The following is a 25074-nucleotide window of genomic DNA, read 5'->3' on the forward strand; positions in this document are numbered from 1 at the left end:
CCGGAATGGTGTCGAGGCCCGGCGCAAGCCGGGCCCCGTCGCTTGGCGGGGAGGGCCGAGAATAGGCTTCCGTTCCTATTCTCCGCCGCCAAGCGAATGGACATAGACTGCGAGTTCTTTGACCTTGGCCTCGCCGAGACGCCCGATCCAGGCCGGCATGACGCCGTGCTTCGGCGCGCGGACCTGCGCAGCAATAGCCGTCTCGCCCGGTCCATAGAGCCAGATGGCGTCGGTCAGGTCGGGCGCGCCGAGTTCCCTGTTGCCCTTTGCTGTGTCGCCATGACAGGCGACGCAATTTTCCGCGAAAACCTTGGCGCCGGGCTCGATCAGACTTGCGTCCCGGACCAGGCCGGACAGGCTGGCAACGTAAGCGCTGACCTGTGCGATCTCGTCCGCCGTGATGATGTCGCCAAAAGCCGGCATTTCCGACAGGCGCGTATCCGGGTCTGACGCGAAGCGGATGCCGTGGGTGATCGTCTGCTGGATCTGCTCAGCGCTGCCGCCCCACAGCCAATCGTCGTCGTTGAGGTTTGGAAAACCCTTGGAGCCTTGCGCGCCGGAGCCATGGCACTGCACGCAATTGACCCTGAATGCCGCACCGCCGGCAGCGACGGCGAACTCGCGCAATGCGTCGTCGGCAGCAATCTCCGAGGCGGTTTTCGATTCCACCGCTGCGACATATTTGGCCTTGGCGGCTTCGGCGGCCGCCAGTTCATTCTTGACGTGGTTGCGGCTCGAATAGCCGAGCACACCTCTGGTCGCGGAAGTAAGCATTGGCCATGCCGGATAGGCGATGGTGTAGCCGATCGCCCAGACAATGGTGATGTAAAACGTCGTGACCCACCAGCGCGGAAGTGGGTTGTTGAGCTCCCGGATGCCATCCCACTCATGGCCGGTCGTTGAGATGCCCGAGACCTCGTCGATGTGCTCGCTGCTCATGATCAATCGTCCTTGAGAGGAATTCGAGCGGCTTCGTCAGCTTGCCTGCGGCCGCCGGGGCGAAGCGCGAAGGCAACGCATCCGACGAAGAAGAGCGCCATGGCAAGCAGGCCCCAGCTGTCGGCGAATTCCCGCATCAAATTGTAGTCCACGATCACACTCCTCAGCGGTAGCCGGCGGCTTCGTCGTAGGTCTTGAAATCGACCAATGTGCCAAGCATCTGGAGGTAAGCGACCAAGGCATCCATTTCGGTAACCTGCTGCGGATTGCCGTCGAAGTCGCCGAGCTTGGCCTTGGGGTAGCGCGCTTCAACGCCGGACGTATCGATGTTGGGATCCGCCTGCGCCATCAGATCGACATTGGCGTTTGCGATCATGTCATCGGAGTAAGGGACGCCGACACGCCTGTTTGCGATAAGATGCGTCGAGAAGTCTTTCACCTCGATCGGCGTATTCTTCAGGAACTCGTAGCTCGGCATGATCGATTCCGGCACCACCGAGCGCGGATCGGCAAGATGCTGTACGTGCCATTCGTTCGAGTAGCGGTCGCCAACCCGGGCGAGGTCCGGTCCGGTGCGCTTCGATCCCCACTGGAAAGGGTGATCGTACATCGACTCGGCCGCCAGGCTGTAGTGCCCATAGCGCTCGACCTCGTCGCGGAACGGTCTGATCATCTGGCTGTGGCAGAGGTAGCAGCCCTCGCGCACATAGATATTTCGTCCAGCAAGTTCGAGCGGCGAATAGGGCCGCATGCCTTCGACCTTCTCGATCGTATTGTCGAGATAGAAGAGCGGCGCGATCTCGACGATGCCGCCGACCGTCACCACCAGAAGGGAGCCAACGAGAAGAAGCGTGGCGTTCTTCTCGATGATGGCGTGTTTGTCCATCAAGCCCATTTTCTGGCTCCTGATCGCGCACGCTGGAGGGCGGGGATGGAGCCCGGCATCGGATCCTCCTCGCGTTGGTAGCCAAAGATGGTCATGGCGATGTTCCAGGCCATGATAAGGGCGCCGGACAGATACATCGCGCCGCCGATGGCACGCATGATGTAGTAGGGATGCATGGCGGCGACGGTTTCGGCGAAGGAGTAGATCAGGAAGCCCTGCTCGTCGTATTCCCGCCACATCAGGCCTTGCATGACGCCGGAGACCCACATCACCGCCGCGTAAATGACGATTCCGAGCGTCGCCAGCCAGAAGTGCCAGTTGACCAGCCGCAGTGAATAGAGCCGCTCGCGATTCCACAGCTTCGGCACCATGAAATAGATCGCGCCGAACGAGATCATGCCAACCCAGCCAAGCGCGCCGGAGTGGACGTGCCCGATCGTCCAGTCGGTATAGTGCGACAGCGAGTTGACCGTCTTGATCGCCATCATCGGGCCTTCGAAGGTCGACATGCCATAGAAGGCGATGGCCATCACCATCATGCGGATGATCGGATCCGTGCGCAGCTTGTCCCAGGCGCCGGACAGCGTCATCAGGCCGTTGATCATGCCGCCCCAGGAGGGCATCCAGAGCATGATCGAAAACACCATGCCAAGCGTCTGCGCCCAGTCGGGCAGAGCGGTGTAGTGCAGGTGATGCGGACCAGCCCAGATATAGAGGAAGATCAGCGCCCAGAAATGGACGATCGACAGGCGGTAGGAATAGACCGGTCGGTTCGCCTGCTTGGGCACGAAATAATACATCATGCCGAGAAAGCCGGCGGTCAGGAAGAAGCCGACGGCATTGTGGCCGTACCACCACTGCGTCAGGGCGTCCTGTACGCCGGAGAAGGCGGAATAGCTTTTTGAGCCAAAGAACGAGACGGGCATCGACAGATTGTTGATCACATGCAGCATCGCGATGGTCACGATGAATGACAGATAGAACCAGTTGGCGACGTAGATATGCGGTTCCTTGCGCTTCAGGATCGTGCCGAGGAACAGGATGAGATAGGCGACCCAGACGATGGTCAGCCACAGGTCCACATACCATTCGGGTTCGGCATACTCGCGGCTCTCGGTGATTCCGAGCAGGTAGCCTGTCGCAGCCATGACGATGAAAAGCTGATAGCCCCAGAACACGAACCAGGCGAGATCGCCGCCAAACAGCCGGGCGCGGCAGGTGCGCTGCACGACATACAGGGATGTGCAAAGCAGTGCATTGCCCCCGAAAGCAAAAACGACGCCCGACGTATGCAGCGGCCGCAAGCGACCGAAATTGAACCAGGGCTCGATGTTGAGATCCGGATAGGCGAGCTGCAGCGCGATGACCACACCAACCAGCATGCCTACGACCCCCCACATCACCGTTGCGACGGCCCCGTAGCGTATCGGCCCATCCATGTAAGCGGCGGGGTGGATCGGAACTGCTGGCGTGAACTCAGTGTTGCGCAACAGGATCGCAGTGAAGCCAGCCACGGCGAAGAACAAAACCCACATATGCTGGCGAAAAGGTTCATCTACGCCGAAGCCGGCAGCCACCAGGGCCGCAAAAGCAAACAGGCTTAGAAGGACGATCTCTGTGCCGAATTTCATCGCAAGTACCGATCTCCAATTCCGGCGGACCCAAATCCGCAGTGCATTAATTGCGCAGCCGCCGCCTGCTCGCACTGATCCATGTCAGATCGCACGATTTTGCTTCGGGCAGCATCGAGTTCGGTGCGATCAGAAGGTGGCGATTGAACGAGGAAACGCAGCACGGGCCGCCCCGCTCATGGACAAGTCCGGCGTCCGCGGGCCGGCCGGCGTGGAGGCGATTCCGTGTGATGTGATGAAGCGCGCGCACAGGGAAAACTGCAGCTCTGCAATGCTTAGTAAAATATCGCTGATGCGCTGCCGAGCGTCGATCGCCTGAAGTGCCTCGGCACGGCCAACGCAATCCTCCCATTGTTGCGCAAGCGTTCATCAATATGAAGAAACGATCGCCTTTCCCGCCTACGAGGCCGCTGTCGTTGGCGGCGACGCCAGCCTCGCTTCTACCCGGCGGTTGCGCGCCGAACACGTCGAAGACGAGTGCTTTGCTGGTGAGGTGACTGAATTCTGCTAGCGATCGGCCATGGCGAGACGGTGGAGAATGCGGACGCCGTCGGTTTCATTCTGCGCGGCTTCTTCGAAGGCTTGCGGCGACACACATCGCTTTCGAACGCGAACAAATCCTGCTGCGGGTCGGAGTAGGCGACGGCCCCGCGCGCTTAGGTCTCATCTAAAGGGCGGTTGCGCCTCGGCCGCCGCAGCGCTGCTCCAGCCGGCTGACGCTGTCCACCGTGACACGGCGATTGTTCTCGATCCGGATCACGCCGTCCATTCTCAGTCTGGTCAGCTGGCGGCTCACAGTCTCGTTTGTAAGTCCAAGGAAATCAGAGATCTCGGCACGCGTCAGCGGCAGATCGAAGCACGCCGACCTGGCCGCCGGGCCAACACTGGAATCGATATTCCGGGCGATCATGAGGAGAAAGCTGGCCACCTTCTCCGGTGCGGTCTTGCGCCCCAGAGTCACCATCCATTCGCGTGCCTCGTCGAGTTCGTTCAGCGTCTGCTTGAGCAAGCGATGCTCAAGTTCCGGTGATTCCTTCATCATCCGTTCGATGGCCGCCCTCGGAAACGAGCACAGCGAGACAACGGTTGCCGCTTCCGCATTGATCGCGCTTTTCACCTTGAAGGGCCGTCCCAGAAAATCCGGTGCGAATTGGAGGCCGACGATTTGCTGGCGGCCGTCCGAAAGGCTCTTCGTCAGCTTCACCACGCCTGAAAGCACGTTTGAATAGCTGTCGACGGCCTCGGCGTCGCCGATCAGTTCGACCCCCGGCTCGATCTTGTGCCGCGACGAAGTCTTGGCGAGCCGCGCCAAATCGTCTGGATCGAGCGCACCGCAGACGCCGCGGTGCCGTACCTCGCAAGGTAGGCAAAGAACGGGAATGCCGGAACTATGAATATCTTGCCGTACTGTCATTCCATCGCTCTACCGATCCCAAGTGCCGGCAGGGTAGCAATCGACGGTAGAAAAATCGTTGCGGCAGTTTGTCCGTGCTGGAGGTTGACCGAAATCAGGGCTTTGGCTCTTCGACGCGTCCAGAGTTCCGGCGACTCAAAACACGGTGGACCACGACATGCGACCGGAATTAACTGCCAGACTTGGCGAGAACGTCCCCCGCTACACCAGTTACCCGACCGCGCCGCATTTCCATCCGGGCGTCGATGCGGCGGTCCAGAAAGGCTGGTTGGAGGCCCTCGAAGGCGGTGACGAGATATCGCTTTACCTGCATATTCCCTATTGTGACAGACTCTGCTGGTTCTGTGCGTGCCATACCAAGCAGACGCGCCACTATGAGCCGGTGACCGCTTATCTGCGCTCGCTACGCGCGGAGATCGCGACGGTTGCCGCCCTTATCAGCGGCAAGGTCTTCGTCCGCGCAATCCACTTCGGCGGCGGCTCGCCGACAATGCTGAAGCCTGAGGATATGGTGGCTTTAGGCGCGTTCATGCGGGACAGCTTCGATTTTGTTCCAAATACGAAAATCAGCATCGAGATCGATCCGAACGATATGGATGAGGCACGCCTTGATGCACTTGCCGAAATCGGCATGACGCGGGCGAGCCTCGGCGTGCAGGATTTCGATCCGAAAGTGCAAAAGGCGATCAACCGCGAACAAAGCTTTTTGCAGACCAAGGCAGTCCTCGATGGAGTTCGTTCCCGCGGCGTCGAGTCCGTCAATCTGGATCTGCTCTACGGCCTGCCGCATCAAACCAGCGAGAGCCTGTGTTCTACCGTCGCGCAGGCGCTCACCCTGGAACCGGACAGGATGGCGCTGTTCGGCTACGCTCACGTGCCCTGGTTCAAGAAACATCAGACGATGATCGACGAGGCCTGGCTCCCCGGTCCCACGGAGCGGTTCGCGCAATCGCAACTCGCCGCGCGGGCGATTTTGGACAAGGGATATGAAGCAATAGGCCTCGACCATTTCGCTAAGCCGGGCGATGCGCTGGCGGTGGCGGCCTCCACAGGGGCCCTGCATCGCAACTTCCAAGGCTACACAGAGGATCGCTGCGAGACGCTGATCGGTGTCGGTCCTTCGTCCATCAGCCGGTTTCGCCAGGGCTACCTGCAGAACAATCCTTCGACCGCTGAGTACGGACGTATGGTCGCCAATGGCGGGCTGGCCGCCGTCCGCGGCATCGCCTTTTCCGACGACGATCGCGTCCGTGGCTGGATCATCGAGCGGCTGATGTGCGATTTCGCCTTCTCGGCGATCGACCTGGTGGAGAGCTTCGGGGAAGCCGGCCAAAAGCTCCTTTTTCAGGCAAGCTCAATCGCTCTTCGGGATCCTGCTCGACTGCTTGAACTCCAAGGCGACAGTTTCGTCGTGCTGGCGGAAAGCCGTCCCTTCGTGAGGAGCGTTGCGGCGAAGTTCGACAAATATCTTGAAAGTGGAACGGCCAGGCACTCGGTGGCAGTCTGAGCACCACAGAGGAACGGTCACGGTTTTCAATCGATCGTGAACCGATTGCGCTACGTTTTGACCATTCACCGGCTACCGTCGCATTGCGGACCAGATACGAAGGTCTTTGGCCATAAGCGTCCGGGCTGGCGCGAGGTCAAGGGCGATAGCAACTATATGTTCCGCCTCCAACAGGGTGAGAGGAACTTCTTGTCTCTAGGGGAGCTGGAGTTGTGGGCTAGCGCCGAATGGCCTGATCGCGCTGGTGGGTAGTGGGTCAGTTTGAAATTTGCCGGGATGCAATATGCATTTCACATATCGGCTCGGCCTCCTATATGCTGACCTGAAGCATGGGAGGTTTCATGTCATATGCCGTCGCGACATGCCCGGACGACGTTGAAAGGCTAAGAACGCTTCTCCACAGCCTGGGCGAAGAGGGAAGCCGGATCATCAACGTGATCTGGCAGCCAACGCGGGATATTTCGACGGAGAATGGACCATTAACAGAGCCGTCTGGCTACGTCATCGTTTTGGAGTACCCACGCTGATGCCAACCCCTAAGCGCCCGCGCGACGCAAACCAATTGGCAAAGTCGATTGTCTCGCTCGCCACGGGTGAGACAGAAGATAAGAAGCCGCTCGCCAGCGCCCGCAAGGGTGGGCTCAAAGGCGGCGTGTCGCGCGCCAAAGCGCTTACGCCAGAGCAGCGAGCCGAGATAGCGCGGGTCGCCGCCGCCGCCCGCTGGAAGAAGGGCTAGGCGGCCTCCTCAAGGCCGTTGGCGATCTTCAACTCCTCAATGTCTTCAGAGAAGTCAAAGGGCACCTGAATCGGCTCTTGGCCGGGATGGGCATCGTTGTAATGATCGACCTTCATCGCCAATGCGTAGCAGTCGCTGGCAATAGAGCGGCGTTCCTGTTGCACGCTCCTTTCAACATGCACAAACGGGGCATCATCGATGTCAGCCCACTTGAATAGAGGCACGCCATCCTTGCCGCGCTCTTTGACGGGAATGTTTGCCCGGTAGCGCCGGCCCTTGGCATCTATCCTGACCTCTTCCCGTAACACATCGGCGAGGTCTCGCGCAAAGCTGGTGTTGAGGTCGGCGGGCTGGGGAGCCCAAAGCCGATTCTTGATCGCCCACGCCGCGACTTCCTTCAAGTCCACCGGGTCAGGGGAGACTTCGTCACGATAGCGCTGCCAAAGCGTGCGCATCTGTTCTTTGTAACCAGCCATTATTTGGGGTTCCTATTTGTCCACGGGGATTGTGTCGCCCCAACCGTCCATCATCATCGCGCGGGCGAGTTGATCGCGAATGGTGACAAGGTGCCTGCGTAGCAAATCATATCGATTGAGCATTCGCTGCAGTTGGGCAACAACAAGGCCCGGGTGCGCGCCTACGCGCTTTGCAAATGCCATCACTTCGATTTCAGCGAAGAAGGGTTTTTTGCGAAGGAAGAATGATTGAAGCTTATCCGGGGGCACGCAAAATGCAGCCGCCTCTCTGTTTGCAATCGCCTCTTCCTCGTTCACTGAGGTCAGCATGTCGAGTTCAGAGTCGACGATTGCGGCGTCGCGACCATGGCCGTGCAGCACGTGTGCGCATTCGTGCATCAGGACAAACCAGAAATTGTCGATCCTGTCGAAACGAAGGGACATGCCGATCACCGGAGAGCTGTCATCAAGCCAAAAGCAGACGCCATCGATTTTGCTCCCGGGTAGGCTCTCTACGACTACAAAACGAACGCCAGCTTCATTCAAGAGACGTGGCACGTACCTCACGTCTGTTTCGTCGGCTCGCTTTTCGCGCATCGCCTCCACGGCACGCTCTAGCCCAACTTTACTGAACGGGACGACGGGCATCTCGGATGCAATTTGACGAACCCGAAAGAGCCACGCCAATTGCGATGGCGGCATGTCTACATCGTAGTCAGTCTTCTTCGCGGAATGGCGAATGCTCGGCACTGCCTCAATCGAATCAACGTTGAAGAAGCGACAGACTTGTTCCTCCACAGAACCCTTGCCGTGTTCAAGATCGATCCATCCGCGTTTGATCATTTCGCGAAGCGGGTATTTCGTGAGGACACGGGAACGGGCGGCAACATCGTCGGCCGGCGGTTCGGCGTTTCTCACATCCCATTCCGCCTGAACGCGCGCAAACGCCTCTGGGGCGCAGTCCAGAGCTGTTCCAAGCGCTCGCGCCATGTTGGCGCTGATCCCGCGCTTGTTGCTCAAAATCTGATTTACGGCAGCGGTGGTAGTGCCAAGCGCAAACGCCAAGTCAGTTTGTGTCCAGCCCTTTGCTGCCATAGTTGCCCTGACGAATTCACCAGGTGTTTGGTAGTCGGTCATGCTCTGCCTCATTCGATTTGGTCTAAATACAGGATGCCGGCGGAATCGTCAATATCGCGTTAACGCTTCCGTTAAACTGACCTTTATGCTTGACTATACGGTGGGGAAAGCGTAGTGTCGGCTCATGAACAAGCTCGACACCAAAACCCGCTCGCAAATCTTGCATATGCTCTGTGAAGGCCAATCGATCCGCGCCATCACGCGCGTCATGGGCATGAGCAAAAACACCATCGCGAAGCTCCTCTCGGATGCGGGCGCGGTATGTGCCGACTATCAGGACCAAGCCCTTCGTAACCTGACCAGCAAGCGCATTCAGGTCGATGAAATCTGGTCGTTCACCTATGCCAAGCAGAAGAACGTCAAGATGGACAAGGCTGCCCCGGAAGGCGCTGGCGACACATGGACATGGACGGCTATCGTTGCCGACACCAAGCTTGTCATGTCTTGGCTGGTCGGCGGGCGCGATAGCGAATACGCAATGAGCTTCATGGACGATCTTTCGCGCCGCCTTGCCAATCGCGTCCAACTGACCAGCGATGGCCACAGGGCTTATCTGGAGGCTGTTGAAGGCGCATTCGGTGGCGATATCGACTACGCCATGCTGATCAAGCTCTATGGCGCTTCACCTGACAGCGCCAAGGGCCGCTACAGCCCAGCCGAATGCACCGGCGCGCGGAAAGAACGGATCGAAGGCAACCCAGACATCAAGCATGTTAGCACGTCATTTGCCGAGCGCCAGAACCTCACCATGCGGATGCATATGCGCCGCTTCACGCGCTTGACCAATGGCTTTTCCAAGAAGGTCGAAGCCCACGCCAATGCAGTCGCGCTGCACTTCATGTACTATAATTTCGTTCGCATTCATGCTTCGCTGCGCATGACGCCGGCAATGGCCGCTGGCGTATCGGATCGGCTCTGGGAGGTCGCTGACATCGTGGCGCTGGTTGAGGCCAACGAAGCGCGGGCGGATCGGAAACGCGGTCCTTACGCAAAACTCAGTGCAGCTTGATTGGGTTAGGGACGCCAAATGCGGGCAATGGCGGAAGAAATCTGGTTTCGGGTTTTCTTCCATTTCCTACGAATTTTCGGGATCGCGTTTCGCGCTATCGCGGCCCTGATCGGCCTTTGCGCGTTAGCTGATTTGTTGCGATTGACGCACTTCGGCTACCCTGACGTTTCTCTGATCCTCTTATGCGGGTTCTATGCAGCCGGTCATTACATTTCTAAGTTTGCCCGCCTTATGCTTCGTTCCCAAGCCTAGACCTGGAATTTCAAACTGACCCACTACCCGCTGGTGGACCGCAACGTCTGCAGAACCTCAAGAGACGCCGTACCATCCATGCTTGGAAATCCGGCCCAAAACGATCTCCCAAGGGCTGCAAATGGCCGCTAAGACGCAAACTCGCATTTCCCGTCGACCAGAGGGAGTGGCCGGCTGCCAAAGGATCATCGAGGAACTCGGCGCGGGCGTCTCATGCGCCCGCCGGCGTTCCCTAGCATCGCCTCATGCAGCTAGTTGCCGGAAATCATTCGTCCCCCACAGCTCACGCTGCGCGAAATCGCCAACCAGCACGAAGGCTTCATGACGGGCACCGCGCGGCGCAAGGAAATGGGCGCCCTCATCCGTCAAGAACCTCCTCGACCGGGCGGGGCGGAACGGCTTGCTCAGTCAAGGCCTCGCTGCAAGGATCGAGAAGTGTTATGGCGCGAACGCAGTACCCATCGCGCATCTCAACCCTAGCCCGAATTGGGCAAACAAATCGTAAACGCGGGAGCGCGCATTGATGGAAACCAGGATCATTGACAGCCGGGACGATTTTGCGCAATGGGCGATCGATCGGGCCAATGCGATCCTGACGGATGAGGGTTCGGAACTCGCCACCGCCGCGCGCAACAGAAACGAAGCCCAAATGGGTGAGACGGCACAGGCGCTCGGCCAAGCGATCGTCGAGGCGCTGCTTGAGGCGTTCGACGGTCTCGTAGGCGACGAATAAGCCACCGGCTTGGCCTGCATGACTGGCTGCGCCAACGGAAACGGCCGGTACGCGGGCTCACACATCGATCCAGCATCATGATTCCTGCGCAGGCTCGGGACAAGCGTTTCCGAGACCCTCGAACCGCCCTTCCCTCCGATTGCCATCATCCGGCGGCCCATCGGTCTCCGCGGGCGTCTTTTCGGCATCGAGTTTGGCCGAAGCAGCGACGCCAAGATCATCGGCCAGGCCGAGGATTTCCCGTCCCCAGCGCGGTCCGTCAGGCAGCGCAAATAACCGCCGGCGCTGTTGAGCTGATCAGCGCGTTGATAGATCACGGCCAACGTGATCGCGGCCTGTTGCTCGCCCTGCACCTCGCAGGCCTCCCGCCACGCGCTCGGGGTGATCCCAACATGGGCCGGACAAGCTCGGCCGCGGCCAGAAAATCCCGCCGGTAGCGAATTTCGTCGCCGCAGGCGAGTTCCCGCATGCTCGGGCAGGCGGCCAGCAGGATCCCCATCGAGGCCGAAAGCCTGCTCGATCTCGCCTCCCCGACGCTACCTCGCATGTCTTTTGCCGTTGGGGGGTGTCCTGGCGAATGATCAGGCCGCATTCGACCAGAACCGCGAGATGACGGCGAAGGGTGGTCTGCGGCATGCCGTTGGCGCGCCATCGGGTTGCCGACCATATAAGAGACATAGCCCGGCACGACAGGCAGCACGCATGGCGAGAGGAACGAGATTGCACCGGCCGCCAGTGCTGTCAAAATGCCGATATTGGAATTTCAAACACCGTCTCAACCCTCCGGCTTTGCTCGCGCATTGGCGATGGAGCGTTGCAGCGTGGCAACATCGACCATCCCAGGGATCACTTCATCGCCGACCACCAACGCCGGCGTGCCGGTGATGTACAGATCGCCGGCGAGCGCGCCATTGCGCGCAATGGCGTCTGCGATGGCCGGGTCTTCCATGTCCCGCTTGAGCTGCTCAACGTCGAGGCCCACATCTGCTGCGATGGTCAAGGTGGACCTTTCGTTGACGAGGTCGTGGAAACCCATGAGGGCACGGTGGAACGCCTCGTATTTTCCCTGTTTGTGGGAGGCGAGCGCCGCCACCGCGGCGAATTTGGAAGCCGGTCCCAGGATCGGAAACTCTTTGAACACAAGCTTCAGACTCCAATCGTCCTTGATGGCTTGCTGGATATTGAGGGCTGCGTTCCGGCAAGGTGGGCAGTTGTAGTCAAAGAAGGTGACCAGAGCGACGTCGCCTTCCGGATTGCCAGCGGTTGGCGCAGCGGGGTCATTGAACAGTGCGTCGCGCCGCGCGGCAATGAGCATCTTCAATTCCGCGGTGAGCTGGCGTCGGTCTTCGAGCTGCTGCAGGTAGTCTATGACAGCAGGATGATGTAGCGCCCCCAGCGCGGAAAAAAGCAGGGCGAGGGCTAAAAGAGCGATCGTGACGACAAGGCCGGGGGTTGGCTTGGACATGGGGCGGTCTCCGATTAACAGTGAACAGCAGGGCAGCAACGGTGCCTTTGGCGTAAACCCGGGCATCGCTTTTTGATCGCTTGCCCGGCACTTCCCGGAGTACGGGAAGTTGCGGGGCTCTCTCGGTGCCGATGCCAGCTGGCAATGCCTCTAGGACGGCTTCACGCCCTGCCCCCAATGGCTGAGCGGCGCTCGCGCGAGCTGGCCGGTCGCAACCGCCCTTCGCCGGGCCAGACGTCTCGATCCTCCACCCTCAAAGCGTCGAGGGGCCGCTCGCGACGGCCTTTGCCGATCGAACTTCATCCGGCTCGCCCCCCAGCGGGCGAGGACGAGCGAAGCCACCGCGTTGCCAACGACATTCGTCAGCGCCTGGCATTCGGACATGAAGCGGTCGACGCCAAGGATCAGCGCCATGCCGGCGAGCGGGGCGGTCGGGATGACAAAGAGCGTTGCAGCCAAAGTGACGAAGCCTGCAGCGGTAATGCGAGTTGCTCCTTTCGAAGGGAGCATGGCGACGAGAAGCAGCAGGATCCGATCGCCAATCGAGAGATCGAAGTTCGTCGCCTGGGCGATGAAGAGGGCCGCCAGCGTCATGTGGATATTGGTGCCGTCCAGGTTGAAGGGATATCCGGTCGGGACGGCTAGTCCCACGACGGAACGCTTGGCGCCGGCCTTCTCCATCTTCTCCATGATCGAGGGCAGCGCGGCCTCCGAGGAGGACGTTGCCAGGACAAGCAGCAGCTTTTCCTTGATGTAGCGAATGAGAGAAAAGATCGAGAACCCGTTGTAACGGCAGACCGCGCCGAGAACGCCGAACACGAAAAGGAAGGCGGTGAAATAGAACGTCCCGACCAGCATCGCGAGGTCAACGATCGACCCGATGCCATATTTGCCGGTGGTGAAGGCCATCGCGCCGAAAGCCCCGATCGGGGCGGCCTTCATCAGCAGGCTGACGAGCTTGAAAATGGGGGCGATCAGTGCCTGAAGGAAGCAAACGACAGGCTTGCCCGTCTCTCCTACCGTGGCCAGGGCGATGCCGAACAGAACCGAGAAGAACAGGACCTGCAGGATGTCGCCTTGCGCGAAGGCGCCGACGATCGGCGACGGGATGATGTTCATCAGGAAGCCGGTGACGGACTGCTCGTGGGCCTTCGCGGCATAGGTATTCACGGCCTGGACGTCGAGCGAGGCCGGATCGATGTTGAGGCCGGCGCCCGGCTGAACGACATTGGCGACGACAAGGCCGACGATAAGTGCGAGCCTCGAGAAGGTGAGGAAATGGACCATCGCCTTGCCGGCAACTCGGCCGACCTTCTGGAGATCGTTCATGCCGACGATGCCGGTCGCAATTGTCAGGAAGATGACAGGCGCGATGATCATCTTGACAAGCTTGATGAAGGCATCACCGAGCGGCTTCGCGCTTTCGCCGATCCCCGGATAGAAATAGCCGAGTGCGACACCGAGGGCGATGGCGGCAAGCACCTGCACATAGGACTTGGCGTAGAAGGCCTTGCGAGGCGCCGCGTCCGCGCTGCGGACATGTGGAGCTAACACCATTTCTCTCCCCAACCGGATAGGGGCCGGGCGCTTCGTCCCATCCCAGGCTTCTCGCATCGCGGCACTCCGGTCGAACGCCACTGCCATGTCGGTCGCACGCGCCGTGCCAAATTGCGGCGGCGCGAGACACGCGCCGGACCTCACGCCGTGCTTGTGCGGATTTCTGCAGACGCCGCTGGCGCGTGACCTTATCGAGAGAAGGGCCGAGTGTCGGGGATTGGAGGTCGCTCTGGGCGTTACAGGCAGCCTGGCAGCGGCCAAGCGATTGCTGCTGCGACCCCGTATAGTCTGGCGCTCCACAAAATGACGGAAGTCGACCGGCCGTGTCGCGACATAGGCCCCAAGGCTGCGCTCCTGGCGCGCGATCGCTGTGCTGCCGCCGCACCGCGGTAGCGCCGCGCCAACCTTTGGGTGGGCGCAGTGGTTGTCATCACCGCTTGCAGGTCCACGACCGACGACATGGAGTTCTCGCGCCAGGTTGCCAACGGTCTTGTGATTTGTGCCGTGGCGTCGGCCCGCGTCCTCAGGCCGTCTTGACCATGATGTATTGCTCGATGGATCACCTCTGTCGTCGTGATGCTCCCATGCACAATCTGGCCCATCGCGCATCCCTGAATTCGGACCACAAGGATGCCGCATCAAAGTCGGATCAAACTCGGCTGGCCACGCTCTTTGTGCCGGTATCATAAGTCCGCAAGTACCCCGACAACGCCGTCAATGGGGGCCGACCCGGCTAACCGAAGATCCGCAGACGCAGTTCCAGTGCGAAAGACGCAGGCTAGACGGCCCTCTTGTTGCCCCACAGCAGAACGTGCAGCTGCGGCAGCACGCGGGCGTCGAACCACCTGTCGCCGGTTACCTTTTCAACCAGCCACTCCATGCGTTTCATTATTCCGTCCAGATCGACAGACGCGTCTTCGTTGCCAGGACGGGGCGGCGTGTGATTGCCGGGTTGCAGGTAAACCGGAAGGCGCGGAAATCGCTCCGCGGCGCCTTTCGCGTAGGCGTAGTCGCTCTCGTCGAAAACAACGAGCTTGAGCACGATCTGCGGCTTCTCCTGCGCCGCATCGACGCACGCCTCCAGAGTGGCCCAATCGGTCCTCATTTCGCTTGAAGGCGGCTTAGGGCTGAGGACCAGCACGTCAAGGTCGGCAAACCAGTCCCTGACCACCGAACCTTGGGTCTCGAGCGCAAAACGGTAACCTTCACCATGGCCTCGCTCGATGAGCGCACGAAACGGCTGAATGGCCGGATTGCCGCCTGACAGCGACACCATCACTGGCCGGCCACCGGAAAGCGTAACGACGGTTTGCCATACCGCGTCGATTGGCATCATCTCCCATTCATGGCGGAATTGATTGTCCACCGCATGGAGACTGTCGCACCAGGAACAGCGATAGTCACACCCGCCGGTTCTGATGAAGACCGTCGGCAAACCGATGAGCACGCCCTCGCCCTGGATCGTCGGCCCGAAAATCTCGCTCACGCGGATTGCGGGATGCGTATCGGTCATGGCCGGTATTCCGCCCAGGTTTTCGGCGTTTCGCTCACCCGCACGGCCGAGGTTTCGGGCAGGCGTGCCTTGCACCATAGATAAAAATGTCTGGCCAGGCATTCCGCGGTGACTTGCTCATGTCCGAGCACGTCGTTGAGATGTCGGTGGTCGAAGCTCTCGTCGATATAGCGTTTGAATGGCGCCAAATCGTGATAGTCGCGCACGAAACCGTTGTCGTTCAGTCCATTCGCTGAAAGCTCCACTTCGACGATGTAGTTATGCCCGTGCAGGCGCGCGCATTGGTGATCGGGCGGCAACGAGGTGAGCTGATGCGAGGCCGAGAAGTGGAACTCCTTGGTGATGCGGAACATTATGCGGTCCTCCTTCGCAGCGCATCGAGCCAGAAGTCGGAGTCCTCGTAGTCGGTGGGGTCCAGGTGCCCAGAGAGATGAAACGCCTCGCGCCGCTCGACGCAGGTCCCGCACCTCCCGCAGTGACGCTCGGCGCCCTTGTAGCAGGACCAGGTCTGTGCAAATGGCGTGCCGTATGTTGCTCCATCCCTAACGATGTCCGCCTTCGTGAGATTCACATAGGGCGCATAAAGGCGAACCTTCGCGTAGCCGTCGAGCGCGCGGTCTTGCATCATCTGGAAAGCGTCGAGGAAGGCCGGACGGCAGTCGGGATAAATGAAATGATCCCCACCGTGCACGGCAGTCGCCACCGCTTCGACCTTGTGTGCGGCGGCGAGACCGAAGGCGGTGGCCAACATGATGGCGTTCCGGTTCGGCACCACCGTGACCTTCATCGTGTCTTCGGCGTAGTGCCCATCCGGCACATCCACACCGTCGGTCAGCGCGGAGCCGGAAAGGCCGCGGCCGATTTGGCGGATGTCGATGCTGCGATGCGGGACGTTCAGTCGTTCAGCGCAAAGGGCGGCGAATCCCAATTCCTTCCGGTGCCGTTGGCCGTAATCGAAAGATAGGAGGCCGGCGAGCTCGTACTCCGCTGCCACCTTGTGAGCAAGAGTAACGGAGTCCAATCCGCCGGAGCAGACGACGAGAGTTTTCATGTTAGGTCCTTGTTTTAACCGGGTAGGCTGCGACCGGAGATTTCTCTGCGCTCCCAGTACTTCAGGAAATCCATTTTGTGAAGTGAACGGGGGACAAGTTTCATGCGCGGACGTGCCGCTGTGTGCAAGGCGCGCTCAGGCGGTGAGCCTACATGGAACACGGACTAGAAACGGACGCTTCAGTGGATGTTCAAAGGCGAGCGTACCAGAATATGCTCTGAAGGACGTCCCGGATCTTCGGAAAACAGGGTTTTCGACGCTTCGATCAAGCGCCTGGCGGTGCCGAGCTTCGAGGGACGCCACGCGAGGGTTTCATGTACAAGACGGCCCGAGGATGGGCTTGCCGCAAAGAACGGATTTACCAGGTGGGATTTTTTCGCAGCCGCGCCGAAATGCAGATGTCTGGAATGATCGACATCAATTGTCGCGGCAACTTGGCTGGCCGGCTCTTCGGGTTCCGTAGATCCCGCGCATTCCGCTTCAGGATCGGTTCGAACCGGAGCACTCCCTCGGTCAGTGGCCGACCGGCAAACCCAAACTAAATGATCGGTCGTGAGCCGACATCTGTGAACAAGCCGTGTGCGTCGATTGCAATGACCCCTGTGTTGCGCGCAGTTACCTTATGGCTGTGGATGAACTGGATTTGATGGTTTTCCAGATGGCGGTCGAAAGCGTCCGCTCTCTCTCCTTAAGCTTCGCTGAAAAGGCCGCGGAGATAGCCACCAGGAGCCGCGGTATCCTGCTTTTCGACGTGCGCGTCGACGGTGACGCGGAGGTCCAGCGGGTCGCAGCCATCCGATATCAGGGCGACCAAACCGGCGTGCTGGCGTTGGACAGACAGGGCCTTGTTACCCACCATTGCATCGTCAATGGTACTTTCTCACATTTCATTGCGCCATTGGAAAACTGGAACAGCATGCCTTTGTCGATGCAGGCCAAGATCGATGCCAACGGCCATGCCAGTCTCTTCCTAGGGGCCTTGCGAAATGCCGGACATATGCTGGGCAGCTAGCATTTGGCTAGAACCATCTGTGGATTTTTGCATGCGGCATCGTTGCCGGCACTGCCGGCATGATTGTCGTGCTCGAAAACGGCTCCGGCGGCCTATTTTTTTGTAAAGTCGAATGTCCCGATTCCGAGCCAAGGAAGGCACCAACAGCGGCGACGCAAGCTGCCCTGCCCTTTTCAAGCAGGGAGGTGCTTCCGGTGCTCTCACCGACACGAGATCGCAAATGCCCCGCGGGTCACTTCAAATTCCCCCGGGTAGGGTCAGTCAAAATCCCCCACCCGCAAGACAGGACAGAAGTGGACTTGTTAGTTTGACTTTGTTTCCCGAGCAAGGGCTTCAGCGGCCTCTTTGAGGCGATAGCTGCGTCCATCGAACTCAAGCAGATGGCAATGATGCATCAGCCGATCGAGTATCGTCGTGCTCATGGTGTTGTCTCGCAGATATGTCCCCCAGTCCTGCACGACCCGATTGGAGGTGACGATGACGCTGCGGCGCAGTTTGTAGCGCTGATGGATCAGGGTCTGCAGCCATGCGCCGGCGTCGTCGGGGATGGCGCGTGCGAGGAACAGATCGTCGAGCACGAGGAGATCGCAGTCGATGATTGTTCGCATCCGGGCCTCGCGTTGCGCGGGGGCGTTCAGAGCGTGGCGGTGGAAGAAGTCATCGGTCTCGAGATACTGGACCTTGTGGCTGTGCAGGATCGCCTGATAGGCAATCGCCTTGGCGATGTGGGATTTCCCGGTGCCCGGTTTGCCAACCAGCATCGCGTTCTCGCCGGCGGCGACGAACGCCAAGGTGTGGAGCTGGAAGCAAGTTTGGCGCGGCAATTTGGGATTGAAGGACCAGTCGAATTCGGCGAGCGTCAGTTTTTCATCGAGCCCGGATTGCTGATATCGCCGCTCGATAAGGCGGGATTGGCGACGATCCAGTTCGTCCTGCAGGATCAGGGAGAAGGTCTCGAGGAAGGGTTGGTTTGCGCCCTGCGCCTGCAGCACGCGCGTCTGCAGCGTGTCGCGGACGCCCGACAGGCGCAGCTGTCGCAGGCAGCGTTCAATTTCGGGTATGGTCATCATGGGGTTGGGTCTCCAGTTTGAGGTGAGAAGGGGTAGCGGGAGCGCTCGTGGCGGCGAAGCTGGTCGGGGTTGCGCAGGCGCCACGAGTGCGGGGTGGAGAGGCGCGGTCGTCGTCAGCCCCGGCCTGCCGGCCATTGTTGCCGGCATCGTGTCGCACAGCACGGCTGAAGAGGTCGCCATATTCGGCGGGGGCGCGGATCAGTGGATGATCCTGGGTGAGCTGCGATGCCGGCTGTGGGACTTCTTCAACCTGTTGGAGCGCCTGCTCAAACAGCCGCTCGACAGTCGCGCGTACGTGCTTGTAACGGTAGATGCGGTTGCTGATGGCATGAGCACAGGCCTGCTCGACCATCCGTGTCGGATACTTCCGGCTCAGCCCGACAATGCCCCACATCGCGCGCTGTCCGGGGCGTCCCTCGGCATCGAACATGTGTTGGCACAGGGCCTTGGTTTGTGGGCCGATGCGACCGGCGTTCGCCAGCAGCACGGCGGTTTGCCGTGACGGATTGAACGGCCGTTCGTTGATCGGCAGGACGACAGAACCGGGGTGCGTCATCCGGGGATGAATCCGCAGCAGCGCATGGGTGTGGCGATCACGGATCTCGATCGTGGAAGTGTAGATGCGCACGACGACCAGACTGCCGATGGCCGCGGGCCGCGCGGCGTAATAGCTGCTGTCGACGCGTACGGTGGTGTCGTCGCAGACGGTCCGAACGACTTCAGTGAAGATGCGGAAGGGTGCGACAGGCAGCGGCCGCAGGTGCGGCTTCTCTTCCTGGAACATGGCCTCGACCTGACGGCGAGTGCTGCCGTGGATGCGCTTGGAAGCCCAGTTCTCCTCCCAGTGCCTCAAGAACTCGTTCTGGGCTTCCAGCGTCTCGAAGCGCCGTCCGGCCAGCGCGGTCCCCTGGGTATGTTGAATCGCATTCTCGACGCTCCCCTTTCGATTGGGGTCCGCCACGCGGGCCGGATCGGCGACGACGCCGTAATGAGCCAGCATCGCACTGTAGATCGGATTGAGCTCGGGCTCGTATAGATCGGGCTTGAGGACGCCTTCCTTAAGGTTGTCGAGCTTTTGTGTCCCGCGCGGTTATGTGCCCTGCCGCCTGCTGATCCAGTGTTCTCGCCGACGGCGGGGCACATAACGATTAGAGGCCGGCGAGCCATTCGAGAAGTTTTGGCTCGCTTTGCCAGACTGGTCTTCGGGGCGGTCCCACCGAAGAAGTTGAAGGCACTTGGCAAGCCTCAAGCGCCTCCTGCTTCATCTTGATGTTGATCTCGGCATATCGGTTGGTCGTATCCAGGCTGACGTGGCCAAGCCAACCTCTTATGACGTTCACGTCGACACCGGATTCGAGTAAATGGACGGCTGTCGTGTGTCTCCAGACGTGCGGAGAAATGGACCTCTGCCCGTTACCGATGCGAATGTCCGAACCATGACGCCGGACGAGCTTGTACAGGCCGAATCGCGTCAGCGGTTTGCCGACGTTATTGAGGAAGACCGAACTTTCCGGCGTGGCCGGCTGGCGTCGGTCACGCAGCATCTTGCCAAGCAGGTGGGCGGTCTCGGGCCACAGTGGGCAGGCCCGCCATTTGTCGCCTTTGCCGTGCAGGTTCACCCGCGGCGAGGAGGTCAAAGCCAACTGATTGACGGTCAGTCCGATGACTTCTGTTGCGCGAGCTCCGGTATTGTACATGAACATGAGCAGCGCCTTGTCACGGGTGGCCAACTTCCCGTCGCGCGGCAGTCCGTCAAAGAGTCGTTCGACCTCGTCGCGCTCGATGTAATAAGTGGCCGCTGGCTGCGTACGCTTCCTCGGAATGGCGGCGACGCGTTCGGCCTCCGGCAGCACCATTGGTTCCTGGCCCGCGGCATAAGCAAAGAAACCATGCAACATTGCGAGCCGGTGATTCCGTGATCGGATGTTGTTGCCGCGCTCGGCTTCAAGATGGGCGAGAAAGGCCCGCACATTGTCGGCGTTGAGATCGGTCAATTCGAGCTTGCTGATGGGACGTCGGTTCTTCGTGGCCAGGAAGAGAAGGAACAGTCGGATCCCATCGCGATAGCTCCGGATCGAGGTCGGCGCCAGACCTTTCTCGGCTTTGAGATGGTGTTCAAAAAACTGGTAAATGAGACTGCCGACGGTCTTCATGGCCGACCTCCACGCGATAGCGGCGCAGCAAAGCGCTCGAAGCGCTGACCGGCGGCTTCCAATAGATCGGCGGTAATGGTGAGGTAGACCGCGGTGGAGGCGGGATCGACGTGCCCCATGAAAGTCGACAGCTTGACCAGCTTGTCGTTGGCATTGCTTCCGTCGCGATACCATCGCAGAAGTCGCCCGACGGCAAAGCTATGCCGAAGATCATGTACGTGAGCCGGAGTTCCTCCTGGCGGGATCGCTATGTCCAGTTGATCGGCCAGCGAGCGGAAAATGATACTGATCGTGCCCGGGTTCACAGGCCGACCTCGCAGGAAAGAGAACAACGGTGTGTCGGCAGTCACCGCAACCAGGTGCTGTGATCGCAATGCCATGAACGCATAGAGGCGCTGCGCCAGGTGCGGCCCGATGGGAATGAGCCTCGACTTGGAAAACTTCGTCTCACGGATAGTTAGGACGTTACGACCCTGATCGACATCCCGCCAGCGCAGGCGCGCAACTTCGCCTACGCGCAGACCAAGCCCGAACAGTAGGCTGAAGATGGTGGCATAGGCGGGACCGCGAAGCGGGGCGTTGTTCTGATCCGGCAGCTCGGCGGCGCGATTGATGAGCTGTTGAGCGGTCCGCAGATCCAGGATGCAGGGAGGTCTTGGATTACCTCGCCGGCGTGGCTTCATCGTCACAGGAGAGCGATCGATAACGTCATGTTCGACCATCCACTCGAACAGCCGGCCGACGACGCCGATAAGATGGTTGAAGCTTCTCGGCCGCGAGCGCGGACGGCTCAGGAAAAAAGCATCGAGGAGCGCCGGCGTGATCTCGGTCATGCTCGTCACCCCTTGAACGTTCAGATAGCCGTCGAGCATCCGCAGGACCTTGTCTTCGACGTCGTAGCGCCGGTTGAGCGCGCGCTTGTGGCGAACGAAAGCGACGATATGGCGCGCGATCGGGCTTGAGGGCTCGGGAAGACGCGGGCTCATTGCAGATCCTCCCCGTCACCCAGAGCTACTTCACGCAAGCCATCGACCTGGACCTTCGCGTAAATCATGGTCGAGGAGGCAGCGCGATGCCCGACATAATCGCCGATGGTCTTGAGCGGAAAGCCACTATCCACCAACCGTTGAACGCACGCATGTCGGAGCGTATGGGAACCAGGGCGAGATACAGGGATGCCTGCTCTATGCAAATATTTAGTGGCCATGCACGACACCGCTGACTGTGTCAGCGGCGATCGTGGGGCCAGATGGCGCCAGAAAAGCTGCCGGCCTGGCACCTCGGGGCGCCCGTTCTTGAGATAGTCTACGATCGCTTCGCCGACCACGGGCGCCAGCGGATAGGTCGTGCTGTGCTCGGCCTTGCGCTCGCGCACATGCAGCCGGTCTCGCTTCCAATCGAGGTCGTCGAGCGTCAACATCGCGACCTCGCGGGCGCGCAGGCCATATGAGATCATCAGCAACAGCATGGCGTAATCGCGTCGGCCAACGACGGTGCGGCGATCGACCTGGTCGAGCATCTTCTGGACGGAATCCCAGCTGATCGATCGGGGGATGTCAGCCAGCCGATAATGCTGGGGTATCTCGACCAGCTTGCTGATGTCCCGCGGCAGAACACCCTCTCTGTGTGCGAATCGCAGGAAAACCCGCAGCGTGCCAGCCAGGTTGATCATCGACCTTGGCCCGAACTGTTGGGCCATCGTGGTGACGTATCCCGTGACCACGGGCAATGACAGTGCTCCAAGGTCGTAGCATCCAATCTGGTCGAGATACACTTCGAATCGGCGCAGATAGTGCCGGTAGTGACGAAGGGAACCGGGGCGCAGGCCGCGCTCGTCACTGAGATAATCGAAGAAGCCGGGCACCCGCCTTGCGAATGGGTTGTCCAGTGCAGTCCTGTCAGGGTGGTACTCGGACTTCGATATGGCCAGGCTGAAGAAATGCCGCACAGTAACACGAGCGAGGTTGCGGTCGCGTCGACATGCATCAGCGGATCGGCCCGCGCGCCGAGCGGATAGCCAGTCGGCAACGAATGCATCAATGAGGGCTTCCGCCTGCTCGATCTTCTCGATGCTGCGGATCGCGGTGAAATCCGCGAACGCCGTCAATATCGGAACCCGCCGATAGATGGTGCGGGCGGCATATCCCCGCTCACACAGTGCGGTCACATAGAGCTCGATTTGCGGTCCAAGCCAGCAATCCTTGATCCGATCGACCGTCTGCGGCTTGACGAAAAAGCGTTCCAACATGGCAACCTCCATTCCAGTTTCGGGAAACAGAAGATGCGCTCTGGGCTTCCTTCACGCTATGTGTCGTGCAGGTCGACAATACTGTTCAAAAGCAACGTCTTGTCGGCGGCAGGGAACATAATCGCGCGGGACACAAAAGCTCGATTACGTGCCCGGGCACGTAATCGTAGACCACATAGCTGACCACCCCGCCAAAATACCGAAACGCTTCTTCGTGAAGCTGCGCCCAGACTTGCTGGCTGGATTGCCAGACCACCCGCCGGAAGCTGCGCCGCGAATAGCGCAGCGTCATCACGAACAGGCGGGGGCGACGGTACCGGCCGCTCTTGGGATCGATCGTCAGCGCGCCCTCGCCATAGTCGACCTGAGCCTCTTCGCCGGGGAGGAACTCAAGACGATCAAACTGCTTGGGATCGCTTTCTCGCAACGTGCGCACAAACCGCTTGACGCTTTGATAGCTGGACGGAAAGCCAAACTGATCGACCAGGTCCTGGTAAATCGCCTGTGCATTTCGCTTCAGGCGGACCTGTTCTTCGATCCACGCCCGATGCAGTTCGCAGGCCGAGCGGGCCAGGCTGCTGGTGACCGTCGCTCCCGACACCCCAAAAGCCGGTGGTCGGGGTGGAGGAATTTGGTCCTCCGCGCTTGCCGAGCCGGTGGTCACTTCCCCGGGGGAATTTGCCTCCGCACCAGCCCGCTGCGCTCCGTAACGCCGAATCGTCTTGCGGTCGACACCCGTTAGCCTTTGAATCTCGCGCTGGCTGGTGTTGCGATCAAGTAATGTTAGTACGGTGCTTTGCAGATGTGCCTTCAAGACGTTCAACTCCCGGTCCCCTCGCTGTATGAAAGGGGATGAAAATAAACGTCCTGCCTTACCGGCTACCGCTGTTCAGTAGCGCTGCCGGTGATCATCAGGTGGGGGAGTTTCAAGTGACCATACCCGGGGGATTTTGACCGACCCACGGGGAAATGGCACGTGGGTGAGCATCAGAACTGGCGGCACCCATGGTGATCGGCTTTCCTCGCTGGAGGAAGCGCCTCGGGCGCCAGGCAGAGGCGGAAGCGACGGTCGAACACTGGCTGGCAGCTCGGGATCTGATCGAGGCGTAAGTCGGACAAGGAAACGTTGTGTCCTATGTCGACGTTCCTAGAAGCGCGCCGGCAGCCTGGGCGGGGGGCTTGGGGTTAGACTGCCGGCGCACGCCACTCATGAAGAGCGGCCCCTTTTCGCGGTTCCGACACCCATAGTCAACCCGGCAGTTTCTGGGTGCCCGCTGTGCTCTTGTCAGAGCGGCGCGATGTCGGCCGTGTCGGCCGATCCTGCCCAACTTGGTGGGCCGCTCTCGTCGGCCAACCTGATGCTCCAGCCAGTATCGCGTTGCCGACCAGCATGAGTTCGCCGTTAGCAAACCTTCGTCACGAGCCGATGCTATCGTGCACATGTCGCAGCACTCCGGGCGGCGATATCGCCTAAGACAGTATGAAGAAGCGTTCCAACTTCATATTCGGCGAACCCTTGTGCAATTCCTGACTCGGACAGTTGGACGAGAATTCTCTTGGCGGCACTGCGCCAGAAGGCATTCGCGTCTCCCCGTTCCTCGTTTCCAGGACCCGGGCGCTCTTTTTTTGACGTTCGACTGTCAGTCGCAATTACACATCACAAGGAGCGGATCTTCCACTCATTTGCAGATATCCGACATCACGCGGCGTCCGATATGTCCGACTCTGCCTCAAGAATTCCCCCAGGTATGGACAGCGATCTCGCTATCCGATCCCGATAGCCCTTGTTGTACCTCAGACCCGACTCGATGTTTTGGATTTCCTCAGCGGCAAGCCCGCACGCCACTGCGAGGTCCTCGATCGAATATCCAAGGTGCTCACGATAAGCGCGGATGATGTGGGTCCCCTGCGACATAGCCGTCAAGACTGGCTCGGGACTGCGCGAATCCTTCATAGACACCTCCAAGAAGATAAGGGGCGCCTGATAAATCGGGAGATTTCCTCCCGGACCTGGCGCGCACCCAGCAAATCAAAAAAATGGACGACGATTCGGCCGGACCGGCCTCATCCATAAAATGGGCCACCTGAAATGGACAGCCAGGTTGGAATATGGCGGCTCACCTGCATCTGATCAAGTTCAAGAACCTGCCTGCCCTGAGATGGCCCAATCAACTGTACCGCATTCGTCCTGCGATCCCACGCGACTCATCCTCGCCGATGGCATTCTTGAACAGCAACGCGAACTCCACCTGCCTCCGCCTCCAGCACCGTCCACCCAGCCTAGCGGACGCTGATACCTTTGACCA

At 60.0% G+C, this 25074-nt stretch carries 22 protein-coding genes and 4 pseudogenes; 5 read left to right on the forward strand and 21 right to left on the reverse strand.

Translation table 11 applies throughout. From position 1 onward, the window contains the following. Window positions 1-75: 75 nt before the first annotated feature. The 5 genes from ccoP to HB777_39235 form a co-directional block, all read right to left on the reverse strand. Window positions 76-939, reverse strand: coding sequence for a cytochrome-c oxidase, cbb3-type subunit III (ccoP, locus tag HB777_39215; protein QND69613.1), 864 nt, complete (start codon window positions 937-939; stop codon window positions 76-78). A gap of 2 nt (window positions 940-941) precedes the next feature. Beyond that, window positions 942-1091, reverse strand: coding sequence for a cbb3-type cytochrome c oxidase subunit 3 (locus HB777_39220; GenBank protein ID QND69614.1), 150 nt, complete (start codon window positions 1089-1091; stop codon window positions 942-944). An 11-nt stretch (window positions 1092-1102) separates the two neighbouring features. Then, window positions 1103-1834, reverse strand: coding sequence for a cytochrome-c oxidase, cbb3-type subunit II (ccoO, locus tag HB777_39225; protein QND69615.1), 732 nt, complete (start codon window positions 1832-1834; stop codon window positions 1103-1105). Further along, window positions 1825-3456, reverse strand: a complete 1632-nt coding sequence (gene ccoN / locus HB777_39230; protein ID QND69616.1) for a cytochrome-c oxidase, cbb3-type subunit I — start codon at window positions 3454-3456, stop codon at window positions 1825-1827. Before ccoN ends, ccoO begins: the two co-directional genes overlap by 10 nt. Before the next feature lie 667 nt (window positions 3457-4123). Beyond that, window positions 4124-4870, reverse strand: coding sequence for a Crp/Fnr family transcriptional regulator (locus tag HB777_39235; GenBank protein ID QND69617.1), 747 nt, complete (start codon window positions 4868-4870; stop codon window positions 4124-4126). Between the two features lie 157 nt (window positions 4871-5027). On the opposite strand from HB777_39235, the gene hemN reads away from it, so the two are divergent. Beyond that, window positions 5028-6377 carry an oxygen-independent coproporphyrinogen III oxidase gene (gene hemN, locus HB777_39240; GenBank protein QND69767.1) on the forward strand — a complete coding sequence of 450 codons (1350 nt, stop codon included), beginning with the start codon at window positions 5028-5030 and terminating at the stop codon, window positions 6375-6377. 526 nt (window positions 6378-6903) lie between these two features. Next, a complete protein-coding gene (locus tag HB777_39245) occupies window positions 6904-7113 on the forward strand; it encodes a histone H1 (protein ID QND69618.1) in 210 nt (69 codons plus the stop codon). Here the strand turns inward: HB777_39245 and HB777_39250 are convergent. Together HB777_39250 and HB777_39255 are read right to left on the reverse strand one after the other, a co-directional pair. Beyond that, window positions 7110-7589 (reverse strand): hypothetical protein, encoded by a 480-nt coding sequence (locus tag HB777_39250; protein QND69619.1) that lies wholly within the window; start codon window positions 7587-7589, stop codon window positions 7110-7112. The two genes, HB777_39245 and HB777_39250, sit on opposite strands and share 4 nt — an antisense overlap. Window positions 7590-7601: 12 nt before the next feature. After that, complete coding sequence (locus tag HB777_39255; protein ID QND69620.1) at window positions 7602-8705, reverse strand: helix-turn-helix domain-containing protein; 1104 nt, start codon at window positions 8703-8705, stop codon at window positions 7602-7604. Window positions 8706-8829: 124 nt separating this feature from the next. Here HB777_39255 and HB777_39260 point away from each other — a divergent pair, with 124 nt between their 5' ends. Then, window positions 8830-9714, forward strand: coding sequence for an IS1 family transposase (locus HB777_39260; GenBank protein ID QND69621.1), 885 nt, complete (start codon window positions 8830-8832; stop codon window positions 9712-9714). 775 nt (window positions 9715-10489) lie between these two features. Continuing rightward, entirely contained in the window at window positions 10490-10699 is a 210-nt protein-coding gene (locus HB777_39265) for a hypothetical protein (protein QND69622.1), read from the forward strand. A gap of 203 nt (window positions 10700-10902) precedes the next feature. On the opposite strand, the pseudogene HB777_39270 reads toward HB777_39265, so the two are convergent. From HB777_39270 to queC, 7 genes and pseudogenes are all read right to left on the reverse strand, one after another. Beyond that, window positions 10903-11085, reverse strand: a pseudogene (locus HB777_39270) (replication initiation protein RepC). Next, window positions 11013-11453, reverse strand: a complete 441-nt coding sequence (locus HB777_39275; GenBank protein QND69768.1) for a hypothetical protein — start codon at window positions 11451-11453, stop codon at window positions 11013-11015. Before HB777_39275 ends, HB777_39270 begins: the two are co-directional and overlap by 73 nt. A gap of 21 nt (window positions 11454-11474) precedes the next feature. After that, window positions 11475-12164 carry a DsbA family protein gene (locus tag HB777_39280; GenBank protein QND69623.1) on the reverse strand — a complete coding sequence of 230 codons (690 nt, stop codon included), beginning with the start codon at window positions 12162-12164 and terminating at the stop codon, window positions 11475-11477. A gap of 150 nt (window positions 12165-12314) precedes the next feature. Then, complete coding sequence (locus tag HB777_39285; GenBank protein ID QND69624.1) at window positions 12315-13721, reverse strand: dicarboxylate/amino acid:cation symporter; 1407 nt, start codon at window positions 13719-13721, stop codon at window positions 12315-12317. A 778-nt stretch (window positions 13722-14499) separates the two neighbouring features. After that, window positions 14500-15234, reverse strand: a complete 735-nt coding sequence (gene queE, locus HB777_39290) for a 7-carboxy-7-deazaguanine synthase QueE (protein ID QND69625.1) — start codon at window positions 15232-15234, stop codon at window positions 14500-14502. Beyond that, on the reverse strand, window positions 15231-15587 hold the full coding sequence (gene queD / locus HB777_39295) for a 6-carboxytetrahydropterin synthase QueD (GenBank protein ID QND69626.1): 357 nt from the start codon (window positions 15585-15587) through the stop codon (window positions 15231-15233). Before queD ends, queE begins: the two co-directional genes overlap by 4 nt. Then, window positions 15587-16285, reverse strand: a complete 699-nt coding sequence (gene queC / locus HB777_39300) for a 7-cyano-7-deazaguanine synthase QueC (GenBank protein QND69627.1) — start codon at window positions 16283-16285, stop codon at window positions 15587-15589. Before queC ends, queD begins: the two co-directional genes overlap by 1 nt. Before the next feature lie 622 nt (window positions 16286-16907). Here queC and HB777_39305 point away from each other — a divergent pair. Beyond that, window positions 16908-17297, forward strand: a complete 390-nt coding sequence (locus HB777_39305; GenBank protein QND69628.1) for a hypothetical protein — start codon at window positions 16908-16910, stop codon at window positions 17295-17297. 302 nt (window positions 17298-17599) lie between these two features. Here the strand turns inward: HB777_39305 and HB777_39310 are convergent, their stop codons facing one another. From HB777_39310 to HB777_39340, 7 genes and pseudogenes are all read right to left on the reverse strand, one after another. After that, window positions 17600-18367, reverse strand: a complete 768-nt coding sequence (locus HB777_39310) for an ATP-binding protein (protein ID QND69629.1) — start codon at window positions 18365-18367, stop codon at window positions 17600-17602. Then, window positions 18345-19502: pseudogene (locus tag HB777_39315) on the reverse strand (IS21 family transposase). The gene HB777_39310 and the pseudogene HB777_39315 overlap by 23 nt, the downstream one beginning before the upstream one ends. Before the next feature lie 13 nt (window positions 19503-19515). Next, window positions 19516-20533: pseudogene (locus HB777_39320) on the reverse strand (tyrosine-type recombinase/integrase). Beyond that, the gene (locus HB777_39325) at window positions 20517-21506 is read right to left on the reverse strand and encodes a tyrosine-type recombinase/integrase (protein QND69630.1); all 990 of its coding nucleotides are present in this window, start codon (window positions 21504-21506) and stop codon (window positions 20517-20519) included. Before HB777_39325 ends, HB777_39320 begins: the two are co-directional and overlap by 17 nt. After that, window positions 21503-22768: a tyrosine-type recombinase/integrase gene (locus HB777_39330; GenBank protein ID QND69631.1), complete on the reverse strand. Its 1266-nt coding sequence runs from the start codon at window positions 22766-22768 to the stop codon at window positions 21503-21505. Before HB777_39330 ends, HB777_39325 begins: the two co-directional genes overlap by 4 nt. 169 nt (window positions 22769-22937) lie before the next feature. Continuing rightward, window positions 22938-23591 (reverse strand): annotated as a pseudogene (locus HB777_39335) (transposase). Window positions 23592-24467: 876 nt separating this feature from the next. Next, entirely contained in the window at window positions 24468-24722 is a 255-nt protein-coding gene (locus HB777_39340; GenBank protein QND69632.1) for a helix-turn-helix transcriptional regulator, read from the reverse strand. Window positions 24723-25074 lie beyond the last annotated feature (352 nt).

It is taken from the genome of Mesorhizobium loti (assembly GCA_014189435.1).
GTDB lineage: Bacteria > Pseudomonadota > Alphaproteobacteria > Rhizobiales > Rhizobiaceae > Mesorhizobium > Mesorhizobium loti_G.